This is a genomic window from Idiomarina sp. ST10R2A5 (assembly GCF_051842325.1).
GTDB lineage: Bacteria > Pseudomonadota > Gammaproteobacteria > Enterobacterales > Alteromonadaceae > Idiomarina > Idiomarina abyssalis.
On record NZ_JBNIEX010000003.1, the window covers coordinates 1 to 14,752 of the forward strand.

General features: G+C 48.5%; 14 protein-coding genes and 1 tRNA gene. 2 read left to right on the forward strand and 13 right to left on the reverse strand.

Going from position 1 to position 14,752, the window contains the following annotated elements; translation table 11 throughout:
- Positions 1 to 96: 96 nt before the first annotated feature.
- From ACP7FG_RS04450 to ACP7FG_RS04505, 12 genes are all read right to left on the reverse strand, one after another.
- Positions 97 to 172, reverse strand: a tRNA-Thr gene (locus ACP7FG_RS04450).
- Between the two features lie 150 nt (positions 173 to 322).
- Complete coding sequence (locus tag ACP7FG_RS04455; protein ID WP_224797780.1) at positions 323 to 1,621, reverse strand: adenylosuccinate synthase; 1,299 nt, start codon at positions 1,619 to 1,621, stop codon at positions 323 to 325.
- Positions 1,622 to 1,723: 102 nt separating this feature from the next.
- On the reverse strand, positions 1,724 to 2,617 hold the full coding sequence (gene hflC, locus ACP7FG_RS04460) for a protease modulator HflC (RefSeq protein ID WP_439225648.1): 894 nt from the start codon (positions 2,615 to 2,617) through the stop codon (positions 1,724 to 1,726).
- Positions 2,617 to 3,771 carry an FtsH protease activity modulator HflK gene (hflK, locus tag ACP7FG_RS04465; RefSeq protein WP_439225649.1) on the reverse strand — a complete coding sequence of 385 codons (1,155 nt, stop codon included), beginning with the start codon at positions 3,769 to 3,771 and terminating at the stop codon, positions 2,617 to 2,619. Before hflK ends, hflC begins: the two co-directional genes overlap by 1 nt.
- 41 nt (positions 3,772 to 3,812) lie before the next feature.
- Positions 3,813 to 5,102, reverse strand: a complete 1,290-nt coding sequence (gene hflX, locus ACP7FG_RS04470) for a ribosome rescue GTPase HflX (protein ID WP_222236380.1) — start codon at positions 5,100 to 5,102, stop codon at positions 3,813 to 3,815.
- A gap of 24 nt (positions 5,103 to 5,126) precedes the next feature.
- Positions 5,127 to 5,384, reverse strand: a complete 258-nt coding sequence (gene hfq, locus ACP7FG_RS04475) for an RNA chaperone Hfq (RefSeq protein WP_054490705.1) — start codon at positions 5,382 to 5,384, stop codon at positions 5,127 to 5,129.
- 177 nt (positions 5,385 to 5,561) lie between these two features.
- Entirely contained in the window at positions 5,562 to 6,512 is a 951-nt protein-coding gene (miaA, locus tag ACP7FG_RS04480; protein ID WP_439225650.1) for a tRNA (adenosine(37)-N6)-dimethylallyltransferase MiaA, read from the reverse strand.
- Positions 6,502 to 8,235 carry a DNA mismatch repair endonuclease MutL gene (gene mutL, locus ACP7FG_RS04485; protein WP_439225651.1) on the reverse strand — a complete coding sequence of 578 codons (1,734 nt, stop codon included), beginning with the start codon at positions 8,233 to 8,235 and terminating at the stop codon, positions 6,502 to 6,504. Before mutL ends, miaA begins: the two co-directional genes overlap by 11 nt.
- Positions 8,235 to 9,545, reverse strand: a complete 1,311-nt coding sequence (locus ACP7FG_RS04490; protein ID WP_199494050.1) for an N-acetylmuramoyl-L-alanine amidase — start codon at positions 9,543 to 9,545, stop codon at positions 8,235 to 8,237. Before ACP7FG_RS04490 ends, mutL begins: the two co-directional genes overlap by 1 nt.
- Entirely contained in the window at positions 9,542 to 10,000 is a 459-nt protein-coding gene (gene tsaE / locus ACP7FG_RS04495) for a tRNA (adenosine(37)-N6)-threonylcarbamoyltransferase complex ATPase subunit type 1 TsaE (RefSeq protein ID WP_054490714.1), read from the reverse strand. Before tsaE ends, ACP7FG_RS04490 begins: the two co-directional genes overlap by 4 nt.
- A complete protein-coding gene (locus tag ACP7FG_RS04500; protein ID WP_439225652.1) occupies positions 9,993 to 11,513 on the reverse strand; it encodes an NAD(P)H-hydrate dehydratase in 1,521 nt (506 codons plus the stop codon). Before ACP7FG_RS04500 ends, tsaE begins: the two co-directional genes overlap by 8 nt.
- 20 nt (positions 11,514 to 11,533) lie before the next feature.
- On the reverse strand, positions 11,534 to 11,737 hold the full coding sequence (locus tag ACP7FG_RS04505) for a YheV family putative zinc ribbon protein (RefSeq protein WP_054490719.1): 204 nt from the start codon (positions 11,735 to 11,737) through the stop codon (positions 11,534 to 11,536).
- Positions 11,738 to 11,818: 81 nt separating this feature from the next.
- On the opposite strand from ACP7FG_RS04505, the gene ACP7FG_RS04510 reads away from it, so the two are divergent.
- Together ACP7FG_RS04510 and ACP7FG_RS04515 are read left to right on the forward strand one after the other, a co-directional pair.
- Positions 11,819 to 13,732: an ATP-binding cassette domain-containing protein gene (locus tag ACP7FG_RS04510; RefSeq protein WP_439225653.1), complete on the forward strand. Its 1,914-nt coding sequence runs from the start codon at positions 11,819 to 11,821 to the stop codon at positions 13,730 to 13,732.
- Complete coding sequence (locus ACP7FG_RS04515; RefSeq protein WP_222236367.1) at positions 13,729 to 13,965, forward strand: YheU family protein; 237 nt, start codon at positions 13,729 to 13,731, stop codon at positions 13,963 to 13,965. The genes ACP7FG_RS04510 and ACP7FG_RS04515 overlap by 4 nt, the downstream gene beginning before the upstream one ends.
- Here the strand turns inward: ACP7FG_RS04515 and cysQ are convergent.
- Positions 13,937 to 14,749, reverse strand: coding sequence for a 3'(2'),5'-bisphosphate nucleotidase CysQ (gene cysQ / locus ACP7FG_RS04520; protein ID WP_054490969.1), 813 nt, complete (start codon positions 14,747 to 14,749; stop codon positions 13,937 to 13,939). The genes ACP7FG_RS04515 and cysQ overlap by 29 nt on opposite strands.
- Positions 14,750 to 14,752: the final 3 nt, after the last annotated feature.

The window sequence follows — 14,752 nt, forward strand, 5'->3', positions numbered from 1 at the left end:
GGGGCAGGATTCGAACCTGCGAAGGCTGAGCCGTCAGATTTACAGTCTGATCCCTTTGGCCACTCGGGAACCCCTCCCGCATTTTGCAATTTGAATTGGTGCCGGCAGAGAGAGTCGAACTCCCGACCTACTGATTACAAGTCAGTTGCTCTACCAGCTGAGCTATGCCGGCACCCCGGTTAGGTGGAGCGCATTCTATGGTACTAAATTTGATAGTGCAATAGATGCGTGCAATTTTTTTAATTTTTTTGTTCTGACTGGTCAGTTTTTATCTACATCGGATGAAAACTGACCGTCTTTTAGTAACATATACTATAGTCGTTTACTTGCCGAAAGGGTGCCGTAAAACGATGGTTTCTTTACGATCAGGACCGGTTGAAATGATGTCTACCGGAACACCTGTTAAGGCTTCAATACGGGCAATATAAGCCAGCGCTTCAGGAGGTAACTCATTGTGCTTTGTTACACCCACTGTGCTTTGTTGCCAGCCAGGCATGCTTTCGTAAATAGGCTCAACAACTTCGTAATCTTCTGCAGATAACGGCGGGTGATCGGTCACACTGCCGTCAGCAAGTTGGTAGCCGGTACAAATTTTCAATTCTTTAAGGCCGTCTAATACGTCTAACTTAGTTAAGCAGAACCCACTGATAGAGTTGATTTGTACAGCCCGGCGCATGGCAACGGCGTCTATCCAGCCAGTACGACGTTTACGTCCCGTTGTTGCACCAAATTCATGGCCTTTTTCGCCTAAATACTGCCCCACTTCACAATCGAGTTCTGTCGGGAAAGGTCCACTACCGACACGAGTGGTATAGGCTTTTACAATACCTAACACATAGTCAATATAACGAGGACCAAAACCAGCGCCAGTCGCTACGCCACCGGCTGTCGTATTGGAAGAGGTAACATAGGGGTAAGTACCGTGATCAATGTCCAGTAAAGTGCCCTGCGCACCTTCAAACATTATTGACTCGCCGTTTTTGCGAGCCTTATCCAGTAACGATGGTACATCGGCTACCATTGGTTTTAATACTTCAGCGAATTCTTCGCATTGCTTCAGAACAGTTTCAAAGTCAATCGGATCAGCTTTGTAGTATTCAACCAAAGAGAAGTTGTGGTAGTCGACCAGTTCTTTTAGCTTTTCACCGAAGCGTTTCATATCGAACAGGTCGCCAACGCGCAGACCGCGGCGGGCAACCTTATCTTCATACGCAGGACCAATACCACGACCGGTTGTTCCAATCGCCTCTTTACCTCGGGCACGCTCACGTGCCTGATCAAGGGCAATATGGAATGGTAAAATTAGAGGGCAGGCTTTGCTAATTCGAAGACGGTCAGCAACAGGAACATTACGTGCTTCCAACATGGCCATTTCTTCCATCAGCGCTTCAGGTGACAAGACAACGCCGTTGCCAATAACACACTGAACGTTGGTGCGTAGAATACCTGAAGGAATTAAATGCAGAACGGTCTTTTCACCGTCAATAACCAATGTGTGTCCAGCGTTATGTCCACCCTGATACCGCACAACCATTGTGGCTTTATCGGTTAACAGGTCGACAATTTTACCTTTGCCTTCATCACCCCATTGGGTGCCTAGAATTACAACGTTCTGACTCATGATTGCCCCGCGTAAAAAAAATCGGAGCGATCTTACCTTTTATCGGAGGGTTTGTACATCGGAGGAGAGCGCCTGATGATCACATCAGACGCTCATTCTTGATTACTCTTCAGATTTTCCCATCATATTTTGCAAATAACGGAAGAAGTCACTGTTCGCATCCAGCACTAACATGTCATTGCCGGTACCGAACGAGCTGCTGTAAGCTTCCATGCTGCGAATAAAGGCAAAGAACTCAGCATCTTTTTGATACGCGTCGGCATAAATTTTAGCCGCTTGCGCATCACCTTCACCACGCAGTTGACGTGACTGGCGCTTAGCATCAGCAAGCATTACCGTGATACGGGCGTCAACATCGGCACGAATAAACTCAGCCTGCTCACGACCTTCAGAACGATGCTCTGTGGCCACAGCTTTACGTTCTGCACGCATACGTTGATAAATGGACTGACTCACTTCCGTTGGTAAGTTAATTTGCATCACGCGAACGTCCAGCACTTCAACACCTAAGTCAGAGGCACTTTCTGCGCCACGAATTAACGCTTCACGCATAAGTTCGTCACGCTCGCCCGAAACGATATCCGAAATAGTCCGGTTACCGAACTCGCTACGTAAACCGCTGTTAATACGGCGGGTCAGCAGAGCTTCAGCCTGGAGGTAATTACCACCATTAGTACTTAAGTAGAAAGTCGAAAAGTCATTAATACGCCACATAACGTAGGTATCAACAATCAAATCTTTTTTCTCACTGGTGACAAAGCGATCAGGATCACCGTCTAGTGTTTGCAGACGTGCATCCAGCCTTTTCACTTGTTCAATGAAAGGAATTTTAAGGTGTAACCCTGGTTCGAAAACCATAGCTTCACCGGTTTCTGCATCGCGCTCGACCTTACCGAACTGGATTAAGATAGCGCGTTCGCCTTCCTTAACCACATAAACGGAGGAAAGACCCAGAACGACCAGGACCACAACAATAATTGCGATTAGGTTTTTCATTAGTTTCGACCTCCGCTACGGTTACTGCTGCGCGTATTTTGTGTCTCGGTTCCGCTACTTGAGGAACCGCCTGAAACATCTTCAGGAATACGCGCCGGAGAGAATGTATTCGTATTACGCCCTTGCTTTTCGAGAAGTTTTTCTAGTGGTAAGTACATCATGTTGTTACCACCTTCAACGTCAACCAGTACCTTAGGCGTTTTCGCATAAAGCTCCTGCAGAGTATCAAGATAAATACGCTGACGTGTGACTTCAGGTGCGTTTTGATATTGAGGCAGCAACTCTTCAAAGCGAGCAACTTCACCCTGAGCCTCAAGAATAATTTGCTCACGATAAGCTTGCGCTTCCTGCAACATACGACGTACCTGGCCTCGTGCCAAGGGTTCTACTTCGCGGGCATAAGCTTCAGCTTCTCTAATGAAGCGCTCTTCATCTTCCTGTGCCGATATAGCATCATCAAAGGCGTCTTTAACCGCCTCCGGTGGCCGTGCTGGCAGCAAGTTAATATCAACTACCTGCAAACCAACCGTGTATGGATTCATGGTTTTTTCGAGCATATCCAGAGTATTCGCTCTGACTTCCTCACGACCACGAGTCAGCACTTCATCCATGGTGGTGTGACCCACCACAAAACGTAAGGCACTGTCAGTCGCTCGTGATAAAACACCATCAGCATTTTCTACGTTAAATAAATACGCACGCGGATCAACAACGCGATACTGAACATCCAGCTCCACACGAACCACGTTCTCATCCTGAGTCAGCATGTAGCCATCAGTTTTATCTGAGCGAATGTTATTTACGTCAACATGCTCTACCGAGTCAATAAATACCGGACGCCAGTGAAGTCCCGACTCAACCAGTGAATGGAATTGACCGAAACGCAGTATAACACCACGATCGGCTTCTTTTACTGTGTAGAAGCCAGCGATAAACCAAACAATTAGCGCAATAATTGCGATAATACCGATGCCTTTACTCGGGATGCCTGAACTGCCACCCGAGCCGCCGCCTTTCTTGCCACCAAAACCGAATTTGGAAAACAGTTTACGAACTGCTTCGTCGAGATCAGGTGGCCCCTGATCCCGGCCACCTTGATTTTTCCATGGGTCACGGTCGTTGTTATTACCGTTTCCCGGTTGATTCCAAGCCATTGAGTGCTCCAAGTTTTTAATAAAACTGTTGCTAATAATTTTTATTCAGGGATGACCAAGTCATCCAGTTGATTGCCGTAGGCCTTATGTAAACGCTGCCAGTCTACCGATGACATTCGCACTTGCAACGCAAGTTCGCCATTTTCGTTAACATCTTCTGATGTTACGCAATTCCAACGGTATAATGTACCACGTAATTTACCCATTGAGTGCGGGATTTTAAGGGACAGCTCAACCATCTGTGGACCAAGTATCTGCCGCAACGCTTCCAACACATGCTCAATACCAAGCCCCTGTTGAGCTGAAACCCATACTCTTATTGGCTTTTGGTTATCATCGTAATCGATTCTGGGTTCAGCACCGTCTACTTGATCTATTTTATTACAAATAATTAACTGAGGTACATCACCCGCATCAATTTCTTCTAAAACCTCAGCAACCTGATCCATATTATTTTGCTGCTGTTCGTCGCTGACATCAACCACATGTAATAATAAGTCGGCTTCTTGAGTTTCCTGAAGCGTTGCTTTAAAAGCAGCGACCAGGTCATGCGGTAAGTGACGGATGAAACCAACCGTATCGGCCAGAATAACTTCGCCAATATCTTCTACTGCAAGTTTTCTAAGGGTTGGATCAAGCGTAGCGAATAGTTGATCCGCCGCATAAACACCCGCCTCAGTCAGGCGATTAAACAACGTCGACTTACCGGCGTTGGTATAACCCACCAGCGATACCGTCGGAATATCCGCTTTCTTACGTGCCCGACGACCCTGTTCCCGCTGCTTTTGTACTTTTTCCAGACGCTTTAAAATGTTTTTAATGCGCCCGCGAATCAGGCGCCTGTCGGTTTCAAGCTGGGTTTCACCCGGCCCACGTAAACCAATACCGCCTTTTTGTCTTTCAAGGTGAGTCCAGCCTCGTACCAAACGAGTTGATATATGACGCAACTGTGCAAGCTCAACTTGCAGCTTACCCTCGTGAGTACGCGCACGCTGCGCGAAAATATCCAGAATAAGACCTGTTCGATCTAAAACCCGGCATTTACAAACAGCCTCGAGGTTTCGCTCTTGGGTTGGTGACAAGGCGTGATTAAAAATAACAATGTTGGCGTCTAACAGTTTGACCTGTTCGGCGATTTCTTCTGCCTTACCACTACCAACAAAATATCGGGGAGTTGGGGAGCTACGACTGGATGTCATCACTCCCATAGTTTTTACGCCCGAAGAATCAGCTAAGAGTTGTAATTCTGAGAGATCTTCTCGGTCAACTTCTGCGGGTAAATCCACATGAACCAATATTGCGTAGTCGCCACCTTCATACCTATCGAACAAGTTGTTCAGACCTCTCTTTCATTATTAATCTTCTAACTCAGCCATATCTTCTGCGGCTTGCTGCGGCAAATAATTTTGTGGAATACGCGCAGGCACAACCGTTGAGATTGCATGCTTGTAAACCATTTGGCTAACCGTGTTTTTTAATAAGACAACAAACTGATCAAAAGACTCAATTTGCCCTTGTAATTTAATGCCATTAACTAAGTATATAGATACTGGTATGCGCTCACGACGTAACGCATTTAAGAATGGGTCTTGTAAAGTTTGCCCCTTAGCCATCTTGGATTCCTTTTTATCGTTATTAATATCCAATGTGTAAATAGTAAGCCACAGGACTGCCAATTTGCAGTCACCTGTAAAGACACACTAGACCAGTAAAGAATTTTTGCAATAAGAAAAACGTTAATAATTACTCATTTAGTCAGAAATTGGATCTGCGGGCTTAAACGTCGTATTTCAATCCTGACGGTCAAATTTCTTTGCCGGCTGCTGCATTACCCTTAATACTTTGGCCTCCATGTCGGTATCGCCAGTGGTCAGCCAATGAACGCCGGGCCAGCCCCGTAGCCATGTCATTTGCCGTTTTGCCAACTGCCGTGTTGCTATAATGCCGCGCTCGCGCATTTCATCATAGCTGAGTTCACCGGCAAGGTACTGCCACATTTGACGATAACCCACACTCCGTACGGACGGAAGATCCGGATGCAGATCATCGCGGTCAAACAGCTTTTTAACTTCGTCTTCGAAAGGTTGTGCCAGCATCTGATCAAAGCGCTGTTCGATACGCTGGTGTAACACATGCCGCTCTGCCGGAGCCACCGCAAACTGGTAAATAGGTTTATCCAACTGACCATAACGTTCACGCGTAAGCTCCGTCAGGCTTTTATCTGCGAGTTCATACACTTCCAGAGCACGTATGATCCGCTGAGGGTCATTTGGGTGAATGCGTTCAGCGCTTACCGGATCCACTTCCTGCAGCTGCTTGTGTAACTCAGCTAACCCTTTGTCACGCAAATCAGCCGAAAGCCTTTCGCGTACGCTCGCATCCGACTCAGGTAAGTGCGAGAGTCCTTCCAGTAATGCTTTGAAATACAACATGGTGCCGCCGACCAACAAAGGTACTTTGCCGCGTTGCTGAATGTCTTCAATTAATGCCAAAGCGTCTTTTTGAAAGTCGGCCGCGGAATAGGTTTCAGCCGGGTCACGAATATCCAGTAAATGATGAGGAACTTGAGCTTGTTCCTCGGCGCTGGGCTTAGCTGTACCAATATCCATACCGCGGTATATCAGTGCTGAATCTACAGAAATAATTTCGCAATCCAGTTGCCTGCACAGAGCCAGTGACAACGCGGTTTTGCCCGATGCTGTCGGCCCATAAATCGCAATTACGGCATCCTTACTGTGCATGACGTTCTCCGGGTAGCGGCAATCGCTGCAGTACATCCGGCGCTTCACAAAGCTGTGAACGCCACTGGATAAGCCAATGTTCAGCCTGAGTGATGCTGTATGACTCAAGACCTGCAAACTGCGCAAGCCAACTCGCCAACGCCTCAGTTTCAGCACCTTCTGTTAATAACTTTAATAACTCGGTAAAACCACTAACCACATTCCCCTGACGCAGCATTTCAGGCATTTGCTCAATAATGACCTGTTCGCGCTGACACTGATACACTACGCCACACTGATTCAACTCCTGTTGCGGCCACTGACTTGCCGGGCCCGGTAAGTTCGCTAAATTAACTGCCACAGGTACTAGCAATGGCTGGCCATTGAGCCCGTCCTGCAGTTGTTGAACCAGCTTTTGAGCAACGCATTCGGTATGCACTTTTGCCAGGTTAAGCCAGGCCAGGCTTTGTTCATTTCGAATAAGCGCGTAAACACCATTAAAAACCGTAAGGACCCGCCAGTTTTCTTCAATTTTTACCGCTCCTGGCTCTGTCTGGGGTTGTCCGCTACTGATACTATTTTGAACTCGGGCGGCATTTGGCAACAACGAACCTGATGCTTTTCTCTCACCTAAGACACTTCCGCCTGAAGCTCTGCCGGAAGGAAACGACGGTTGTCCTGACGAGCGTTCGTGTGAACCATAATAATGCTGATGGCTCACAGCAGATTGCGGGCTATCTGTTGCAACCAATTGCATCAAAGCTTGCTCAATACGCGTCAGAATAAAGTCATGCACTTGCCGCTGGCGATGAAACCGCACTTCATGTTTGGCCGGATGCACATTCACATCCACCTGCTCTGACGGCAATTCAAAATAGAGCACAAAAGTAGGGACCCGCTCGTTTGGCAAATACTTTTCATACGCCTGGCGTACTGCGTGCGACAACAGCTTGTCCCGCATCATGCGACCATTTACGAAAAAATATTGAATATCACCCTGGTGCCGGCAATGCTCAGGGGGAACGAGCCAGCCAGTTAAATGAAAATCTCCGTCCACCGCATCGATAGTCGAAGCTTGTTCAGCAAAGCCACCACCACAAATTTTTGCCAACCGCTGCAACTGTTGTTTTTCGCTCAGCGCCTGCGGAAACATACGGACTGATTTGCCGTTATGATTCAGTTGGAAACCAACTTCAAAACGACTGAGCGCAATACGCTTTATCACTTCATCAATATGAGTGAATTCAGTTTTTTCTGTACGCAGAAACTTACGTCTTGCCGGCGTGTTAAAAAATAGGTCCTGAATATCAACCGTGGTGCCGTCGGGGTGAGCTGCCGGCTCAATATTAACCTGCATGTCCCGGCCTTCGGCCCAGGCCTGCCAGGCTTCTTCTTGCTCCGGCGGTTTTGATATTAAACGTAAACGAGAAACCGAACTAATACTGGCCAAAGCCTCACCACGAAAGCCAAGGCTGCCAATATGTTCCAAATCATCCAGGCTTTTGATTTTACTGGTGGCATGTCGGCTTAACGCCAGCGTTAGTTCCTGCTTAACGATACCGCAGCCATTATCACGAATTCTTATTCGCTTGCTGCCGCCCTGTTCTATATCCAGTACTAACTGGGTTGCACCGGCGTCGAGCGCATTTTCAACTAACTCTTTAACCACCGACGAAGGGCGCTCAACCACTTCACCCGCAGCAATTTGGTTCGCCAGCTCAATGGGTAACTGCTGAATAGCCATCAGCGACTCGGGATCGTCAGCTTCTGGCCAATTTTGAGCGTATTACTGGCCAGACTATTTTCAGATTTGATGGCTTTGACGGTAGTGTTATAACGCTGAGCGAGAACAGACAAAGAGTCACCCGACTTCACGGTATAGGTAAAACTACTTTGATTGGCCAAGTAAGTATTGTCGATTGGGTTACTGACAAAATAACGCCGGATACCATTATAAAGCGCTCGCGCCAGTTTTTGCTGGTGAGCATTACTGGTTAGCAGTTGCTCTTCTCTGGGGTTAGAAATGAACCCTGTTTCTACCAGTAATGACGGTTTATCTGGTGATTTAAGAACTGCGAAACTTGCTGCCTGAGGGGTCTTTTTATGCATTTTTGTCACCCCAGCCATCTCATCAATAATGTGTTTTGCAGCGCTGTATGCTCCCGCAATAGAACTGTCCATCGACATATCCAGCAAGGTTTCTGCTAAGTAGGGTTCGTGGCCGTTTTTACTGAGGATGTCGGTAACACCACCCAGCAGTTCCGACTGTTGTTCCCGGTTCTCAAGCCAACGACCCACTTCGGAATCAGCCCGCCGCTTCGATAGCACCCAGACCGAAGCACCATTCGGCTGTGGCGTTCGAAACGCGTCAGCGTGGATAGAGACAAAAAAGTCGGCTTTTACATCCCAGGCTTTCTGCGGGCGTTCATTAAGGCCTACGTAGTAATCACCAGTACGAATCAAATAAGCCTGCATACCCGGGTCATCATTAATCAGCTTAGCCAGCGCCCGCGCAATACGAATAACGACGTGCTTCTCGTAGGTGCCGCGTGGACCAATAGAGCCGGGATCATCACCACCATGACCAGCGTCAATGGCAACGGTTACGCGCCTGTCTTTCAGTTCAGAAACGGACTTTGCCGGTCCGCTGCGCTCAATCGACTTACCCGGTAAGTCCACCACTAAGCGATCTTTATAAGAGTCATTGGCCGGAAGGGTAAACAAGTTCGCGTCACTTTTTGAATCCAGTTCAATAACGATGCGAGTGCTACGGGAGTTTTTGGGCGAACTGGTGCGAATTTTATCCACCAGTAGAGAGTCTTTACCCAAATTATTCAAATCCGCTTTTAGCGACGTATTGTTGAAATCAATAACCAGCCGATAAGGCTTTTGTTGATAAAGCGTGAAATAGGAATAGTCCGGTGTATCAGACAAGTCAAAAACCACCCGCGTTTTATCCGGAGATGGCCACACCCTTACACTGTCTACACTATTGTCAGCCCATGCCCACAGAGGAACACAAGCAAACAAAAACACCCAAAATCGCTGCATCATAATGTTTTAATTATTCTTTGTCCGGCTTCAGTTAGCGCACTGAAAGTTATTTTACGTCCTTCACCAGCATACTCGATTCGGATTTCTATGTCCGCTCCCGGTAGCCAGCCATAGCCTTTATCAGGCCATTCTATAAAGTTTAGCGTATCTTCGGCAAAATAATCACGAATTCCCATGTACTCAAGCTCTTCCGGATCAGCCAGCCGATACAAATCAAAATGGTGAATGCGCCATCCCTGCAGCTGATAAGGCTCTACAAGGGTGTAGGTGGGACTTTTTACCGCGCCACAATGGCCCAAAGCCTGAATAACACCACGACAAAATGCTGTCTTACCGGCACCTAATTCCCCTTTCAAATAGACCACCAAAGGAGCTTGTAAAACTTCTGAAAATTTCTTCGCAAGCGCCAGCGTCTCAGCTTCATTTGCTAATTTACAGTGGTGTACCTCAGTCATCGTCCCTTCCATATCCATTCACCAACCGCCGTATATAGGGCAACAAATCAGAGGCTAAGGTTCCCCGCTCGCCATCTTTTCCTGCTTCTTCGCCAGCCATGGCATGCCATAAGGCGCCGGCAATTAATGCCTGTGCCGGTGCCATTCTTTGCGCTAACAGGCCGCTTATCAACCCCGTTAATAAATCACCCATACCACCCGACGCCATTGCCGGTGAACCTCTGTCAATCAGGCATCTCCCGCGATCGGTGACCAGCAGCGAGCCGGCGCCTTTAAGTAGAACTTGAGCACCGTACTTTTCGCGTAGTTGTGTTACCGCTAAAAACCTATCGGCTTCCACTTCATCAGCTGTGGTTTGCAGTAATCTGGCCGCCTCTCCCGGGTGTGGCGTCAGCAATAACTTTGACGACCGGGCCGGATAACTTGCCAGTAAATTCAACCCATCGGCGTCTATCACTTTCAATGCATCCGCCTTCATCACTTGTGAAAACACATCGTGACTCCAACGGCTTTGTCCTAACCCGGGACCAAGAGCAATCGCCGAGGCATCACGTAACAACGGTTTTAAAGTATCTTCATCCTTAATAGAATGCACCATAGCTTCAGGCTGTGCCGCTGCAACAATTGCTTGTACATCGGGATGGCAAGCCACAGAAACTTTTCCGGCACCTGCCCGCAAGGCCGACTTCATAGCCAGTATCACCGCCCCTGACATACCCGGTTGCCCACCCACGATAAGTACATGGCCTTGTTCACCTTTATGAGTGCAACGCGCCCGGGCAGGTAGCCAATTACCTAAACCTCCGGCGTCGACCCGAAACCAGTCGGCTTCATTTTGCTGCTTAAAGGTCTCACCAATACCTAAGTCCTCTAAAACAAGCTCACCCGTATGATTCTGAGCTTTACCTGTAAGTAAACCGCGCTTTAATGCCACCAGGCTTACCGTTAGGTGGGCTCGCACGGCAGCACCGGGAACATGGCCGTTATCGGCATTTAAACCAGAAGGCACATCGACTGAGATCACGGGCGTAGAACTGGCATTGACGTGCTGTACCCAAGTCACAGGGTCACCCTCGAGGGCGCGATTCAGTCCAACACCAAACAGCGCATCTACCACAACATCAAACTGATCAGGTGCACAATCGAGCAGGGCTTTTTCGTTGCCCCCCTGCTCGCGCCAGGCTGAGCGAGCCCTGTGCGCATCAGACTCTAAGGGGTTTGAAAGCTCTGCATTGGGCTTTAGAGCAAATACCTGTACCTGATACCCCGCCTCCTGAGCCAATCGGGCAATAATGTAACCATCGCCCCCGTTATTGCCCTCACCGCAACATACAGCAATACGCGCCGGTGCCGGGAAGCGTTTTTGTAACTGTTTGAAAACCGCTTTACCGGCCGCTGACATCAGTTGCATCATATTCATTGTGCTGGCTTCAGCTGCCTTTTTTTCGCCTTTCTGCAATTGCTCAACACGATAAAGGCAGTTCTCATAACGGCTACCGTCGGTTTTTGTCATAGTGCCTCCCCAATAGTGCGTTAGTCTGGCTTAAATACGCCAATGACCTGGTCAAACTGACGCTCGCTACCACCACCCTGCTCCTTGGGCTCACTAAACCGGTGCTTACATTGCACGCACTCAACTTGTTCGATATCGTTTTCGATAAAAAGCATGAGCGTGTCCATGGCATCGCATTTGGGACAAACCGCCCCGGCAATAAATCGCTTCTTTTCTCTAGCCACAACAGCTCCTGTGTTAGAATTGTGAGCAGAACATGTCTATGATACCGCAGCTGAACAGCTGTACAAAATGAAGAGTAGTTTATGATCCGTGCTGAAGCTATCACCTTGTTGCGTGGCGGTGATGTTTTATTTGAAGACAGTGACTTACAAGTATTCCCGGGACACCGCGTTGGCCTGGTAGGCCGCAATGGCTGCGGCAAGTCCTCTCTATTTGCCTTGCTGCGTGGTGAGCTTAGTGCCGACAGCGGAAACATACATTTACCCGCCGACTGGCGCATAGCCAGCGTAGCACAGGACACTCCGGCACTGGATAAGTCCGCTATCGACTACGTAATGGACGGTGACGCCGAGTTCCGTCAGCTAGAAGCGCAACTTGCCAAAGCCGAGGCCGGCAATAATGGCGAAGCTATTGCGCACTGTCACGACAAACTCGCCGCAATTGGTGCCTACGACATTCAGCCCAGAACGGCCAGTTTAATGGCCGGCCTTGGTTTCACTCAGCAGCAGCTGCAACAACCGGTGAAAGCGTTTTCCGGTGGTTGGCGTATGCGTCTTAATTTGGCACAGGTACTGATTGCCCGTGCCGATTTAATGCTGCTGGATGAGCCAACCAACCACTTAGACGTTGATGCGATTTTCTGGCTGGAAAGCTGGCTAAAGCAATACGATGGAACGCTGTTACTGATATCGCACGACCGTGATTTTCTCGACTCTGTAACCACCGACATTGTTCACATTGAGCATAAAAAGCTGAACAGTTACCGCGGTAATTACTCTCAGTTTGAGCGCCAACGGGCAGAGCATATGGCTCAACAACAGAGTGAGTACGAAAAAGCACAGGTTATGCGTCAACATTTGCAAGCCTACGTTGATCGGTTTCGCTATAAGGCCAGCAAAGCCAAACAAGCACAAAGCCGCTTAAAAGCTATTGAAAAGCTGCCCAACCAGGCGCCACTTCGCGCCGAAAGCGGCATCGATTTTCACTTTCTGACACCAGAAAAGTTACCAAACCCACTGCTGACGCTTCGTGACGCCAAAGCGGGCTATGGTGACACCACCATACTAGAGAAAATTAAGCTCAACCTGGTGCCAGGTACCCGCTTAGGGTTGCTTGGCCGTAATGGTGCTGGTAAATCAACGCTGATTAAACTGCTGGCGGGGGAATTAAAACCTATGGCCGGAGAGCGGCTGGTTAACCCGGGGCTCAGTATTGGCTATTTTGCTCAGCACCAGTTGGAAACACTGGACTTGGCAGCCTCAGCTCTACTGCATTTACAGCGCATTGACAAACAAGCCAGTGAACAGAAGCTGCGTGACTTTTTAGGTAACTTTGGCTTTTCCGGAGATCAGGCAACCCGCTCGGTCGAACCCATGTCAGGTGGTGAGAAAGCCCGACTGGCTTTAGCCCTGATTATCTACCAACGGCCCAACCTGCTGCTGCTCGATGAGCCAACCAACCACCTTGATTTAGGTCTGCGCGATGCTCTGGTTGCGGCTTTGCAGGAATACGAAGGTGCACTGATTGTGGTTTCGCACGACAGGCATCTATTGCGCACTACGGTTGATGAGTTCTGCCTGGTTGCCGATGGTAAAGCAGAAACCTTCGACGGCGATTTAGAGGCCTACCATGACTGGCTACAGCAACAGGCAGCCAATGACAAACGCAGCGAGCAATCGGCCACGCGTCAACGCGACGATCGTAAACAGCAAAAACGCAAAGAAGCCGAAGCACGACAAAAGACAAAACCTTTGCGCCAACAAATAGAGAAAGCAGAAAAAAGCATTCATACATTAGAACTGAAGTTGGCCGATATTCATGAACAACTCAGCGACAGCAGCCTGTATGAGGATGCCAACAAAGCTAAGTTACAGAAACTATTAGACCAGCAGGCGCAAGCGCAGAAAGACTTACAACAACAAGAGAGCGTCTGGATGACAGCGGAAGAAGAGCTGGCAGAGCTGACCGAAGAACTACAGCAAACGGAGGACAAATGATTATCCCCTGGCAGGAAGTGGATCAGGAAACACTGAATAATTTACTCGAATCCGTAGTACTGAGAGAAGGAACAGATTACGGCAGTCAGGAACTCAGTTTCGACACAAAAGTCGAGCAGTTGAAGCAACGATTAAAGTCCGGCGAAGCCGTTATTGTTTTCTCCGAATTACACGAAAGCGTCGATATTGTCGATAAAGACAGTGTTACCGGAAGCGAGCCTGGCGAGCAATGAAGATCTCGTCCCATGGAACGCTTTGGTCACCCAAAACCAGAAAGTTAGGGTTCAGCAAACTGACCGTTCGATTGTAGGTAATTGGCTCAAAGTTTTCATTGACGATACGCCCACCAGCTTCACCCACAATCACTTGAGACGCGGCTGTATCCCATTCGCCGGTTGGGCCCAGCCGTAAAAAGCAATCGGCTTTGCCTTCGGCAATGAAGCAAGCTTTTAGCGAACAGCTTCCGGTTGGCAGAGGCTGTACATCTCGCTCAGTTTGAAGGCGGTTTAGCACCGGTTCCCGAGCCTGGCGACGGCTAATGGCAATAATAATGGGGTCGGTCTTAGGGTCATTAAACTTACGGACATTAATAGACCGGCTTTCTGTGGCGTCCTTTTTAAAAGCTCCTAGCCCTTTCTGCGCGTAATAAAGCGCTTCACCTACCGGCCAGAAAATAACACCAATAACCGGTTCATTGTGTTCCACATAAGCAATGTTTACGGCAAAGTCACCCGAGCGGGCAATAAACTCCTGAGTTCCGTCAATAGGATCGATAATGAAATAGGCCTTCCACTGACGGCGCTCGTTATAGTCCTGGTGCTCACTTTCTTCAGAAATAACAGGAATGCCCGGAAAGGATTGTTTAAGCCGGTCTTCAATCAACTCACTGGCGACAATATCGGCGGTCGTTACGGGAGAGTCATCGGTCTTTTCTGCCGTACTGTAGTCACGTCTTTCGTACATGGACAAAATAACGCCACCAGCTTCTATTGCAATCTCTTTCAGTCGATTCAGCATGGT

Coding starts and splice junctions, on each gene's coding strand:
- ACP7FG_RS04455 (WP_224797780.1), bottom strand. CDS start 1,621: ATGAGTCAGAACGTTGTAATTCTAGGCACCCAATGGGGTGATGAAGGC.
- hflC (WP_439225648.1), bottom strand. CDS start 2,617: ATGAAAAACCTAATCGCAATTATTGTTGTGGTCCTGGTCGTTCTGGGT.
- hflK (WP_439225649.1), bottom strand. CDS start 3,771: ATGGCTTGGAATCAACCGGGAAACGGTAATAACAACGACCGTGACCCA.
- hfq (WP_054490705.1), bottom strand. CDS start 5,384: ATGGCTAAGGGGCAAACTTTACAAGACCCATTCTTAAATGCGTTACGT.
- miaA (WP_439225650.1), bottom strand. CDS start 6,512: ATGCACAGTAAGGATGCCGTAATTGCGATTTATGGGCCGACAGCATCG.
- mutL (WP_439225651.1), bottom strand. CDS start 8,235: ATGGCTATTCAGCAGTTACCCATTGAGCTGGCGAACCAAATTGCTGCG.
- ACP7FG_RS04490 (WP_199494050.1), bottom strand. CDS start 9,545: ATGATGCAGCGATTTTGGGTGTTTTTGTTTGCTTGTGTTCCTCTGTGG.
- tsaE (WP_054490714.1), bottom strand. CDS start 10,000: ATGACTGAGGTACACCACTGTAAATTAGCAAATGAAGCTGAGACGCTG.
- ACP7FG_RS04500 (WP_439225652.1), bottom strand. CDS start 11,513: ATGACAAAAACCGACGGTAGCCGTTATGAGAACTGCCTTTATCGTGTT.
- ACP7FG_RS04510 (WP_439225653.1), top strand. CDS start 11,819: ATGATCCGTGCTGAAGCTATCACCTTGTTGCGTGGCGGTGATGTTTTA.
- ACP7FG_RS04515 (WP_222236367.1), top strand. CDS start 13,729: ATGATTATCCCCTGGCAGGAAGTGGATCAGGAAACACTGAATAATTTA.
- cysQ (WP_054490969.1), bottom strand. CDS start 14,749: ATGCTGAATCGACTGAAAGAGATTGCAATAGAAGCTGGTGGCGTTATT.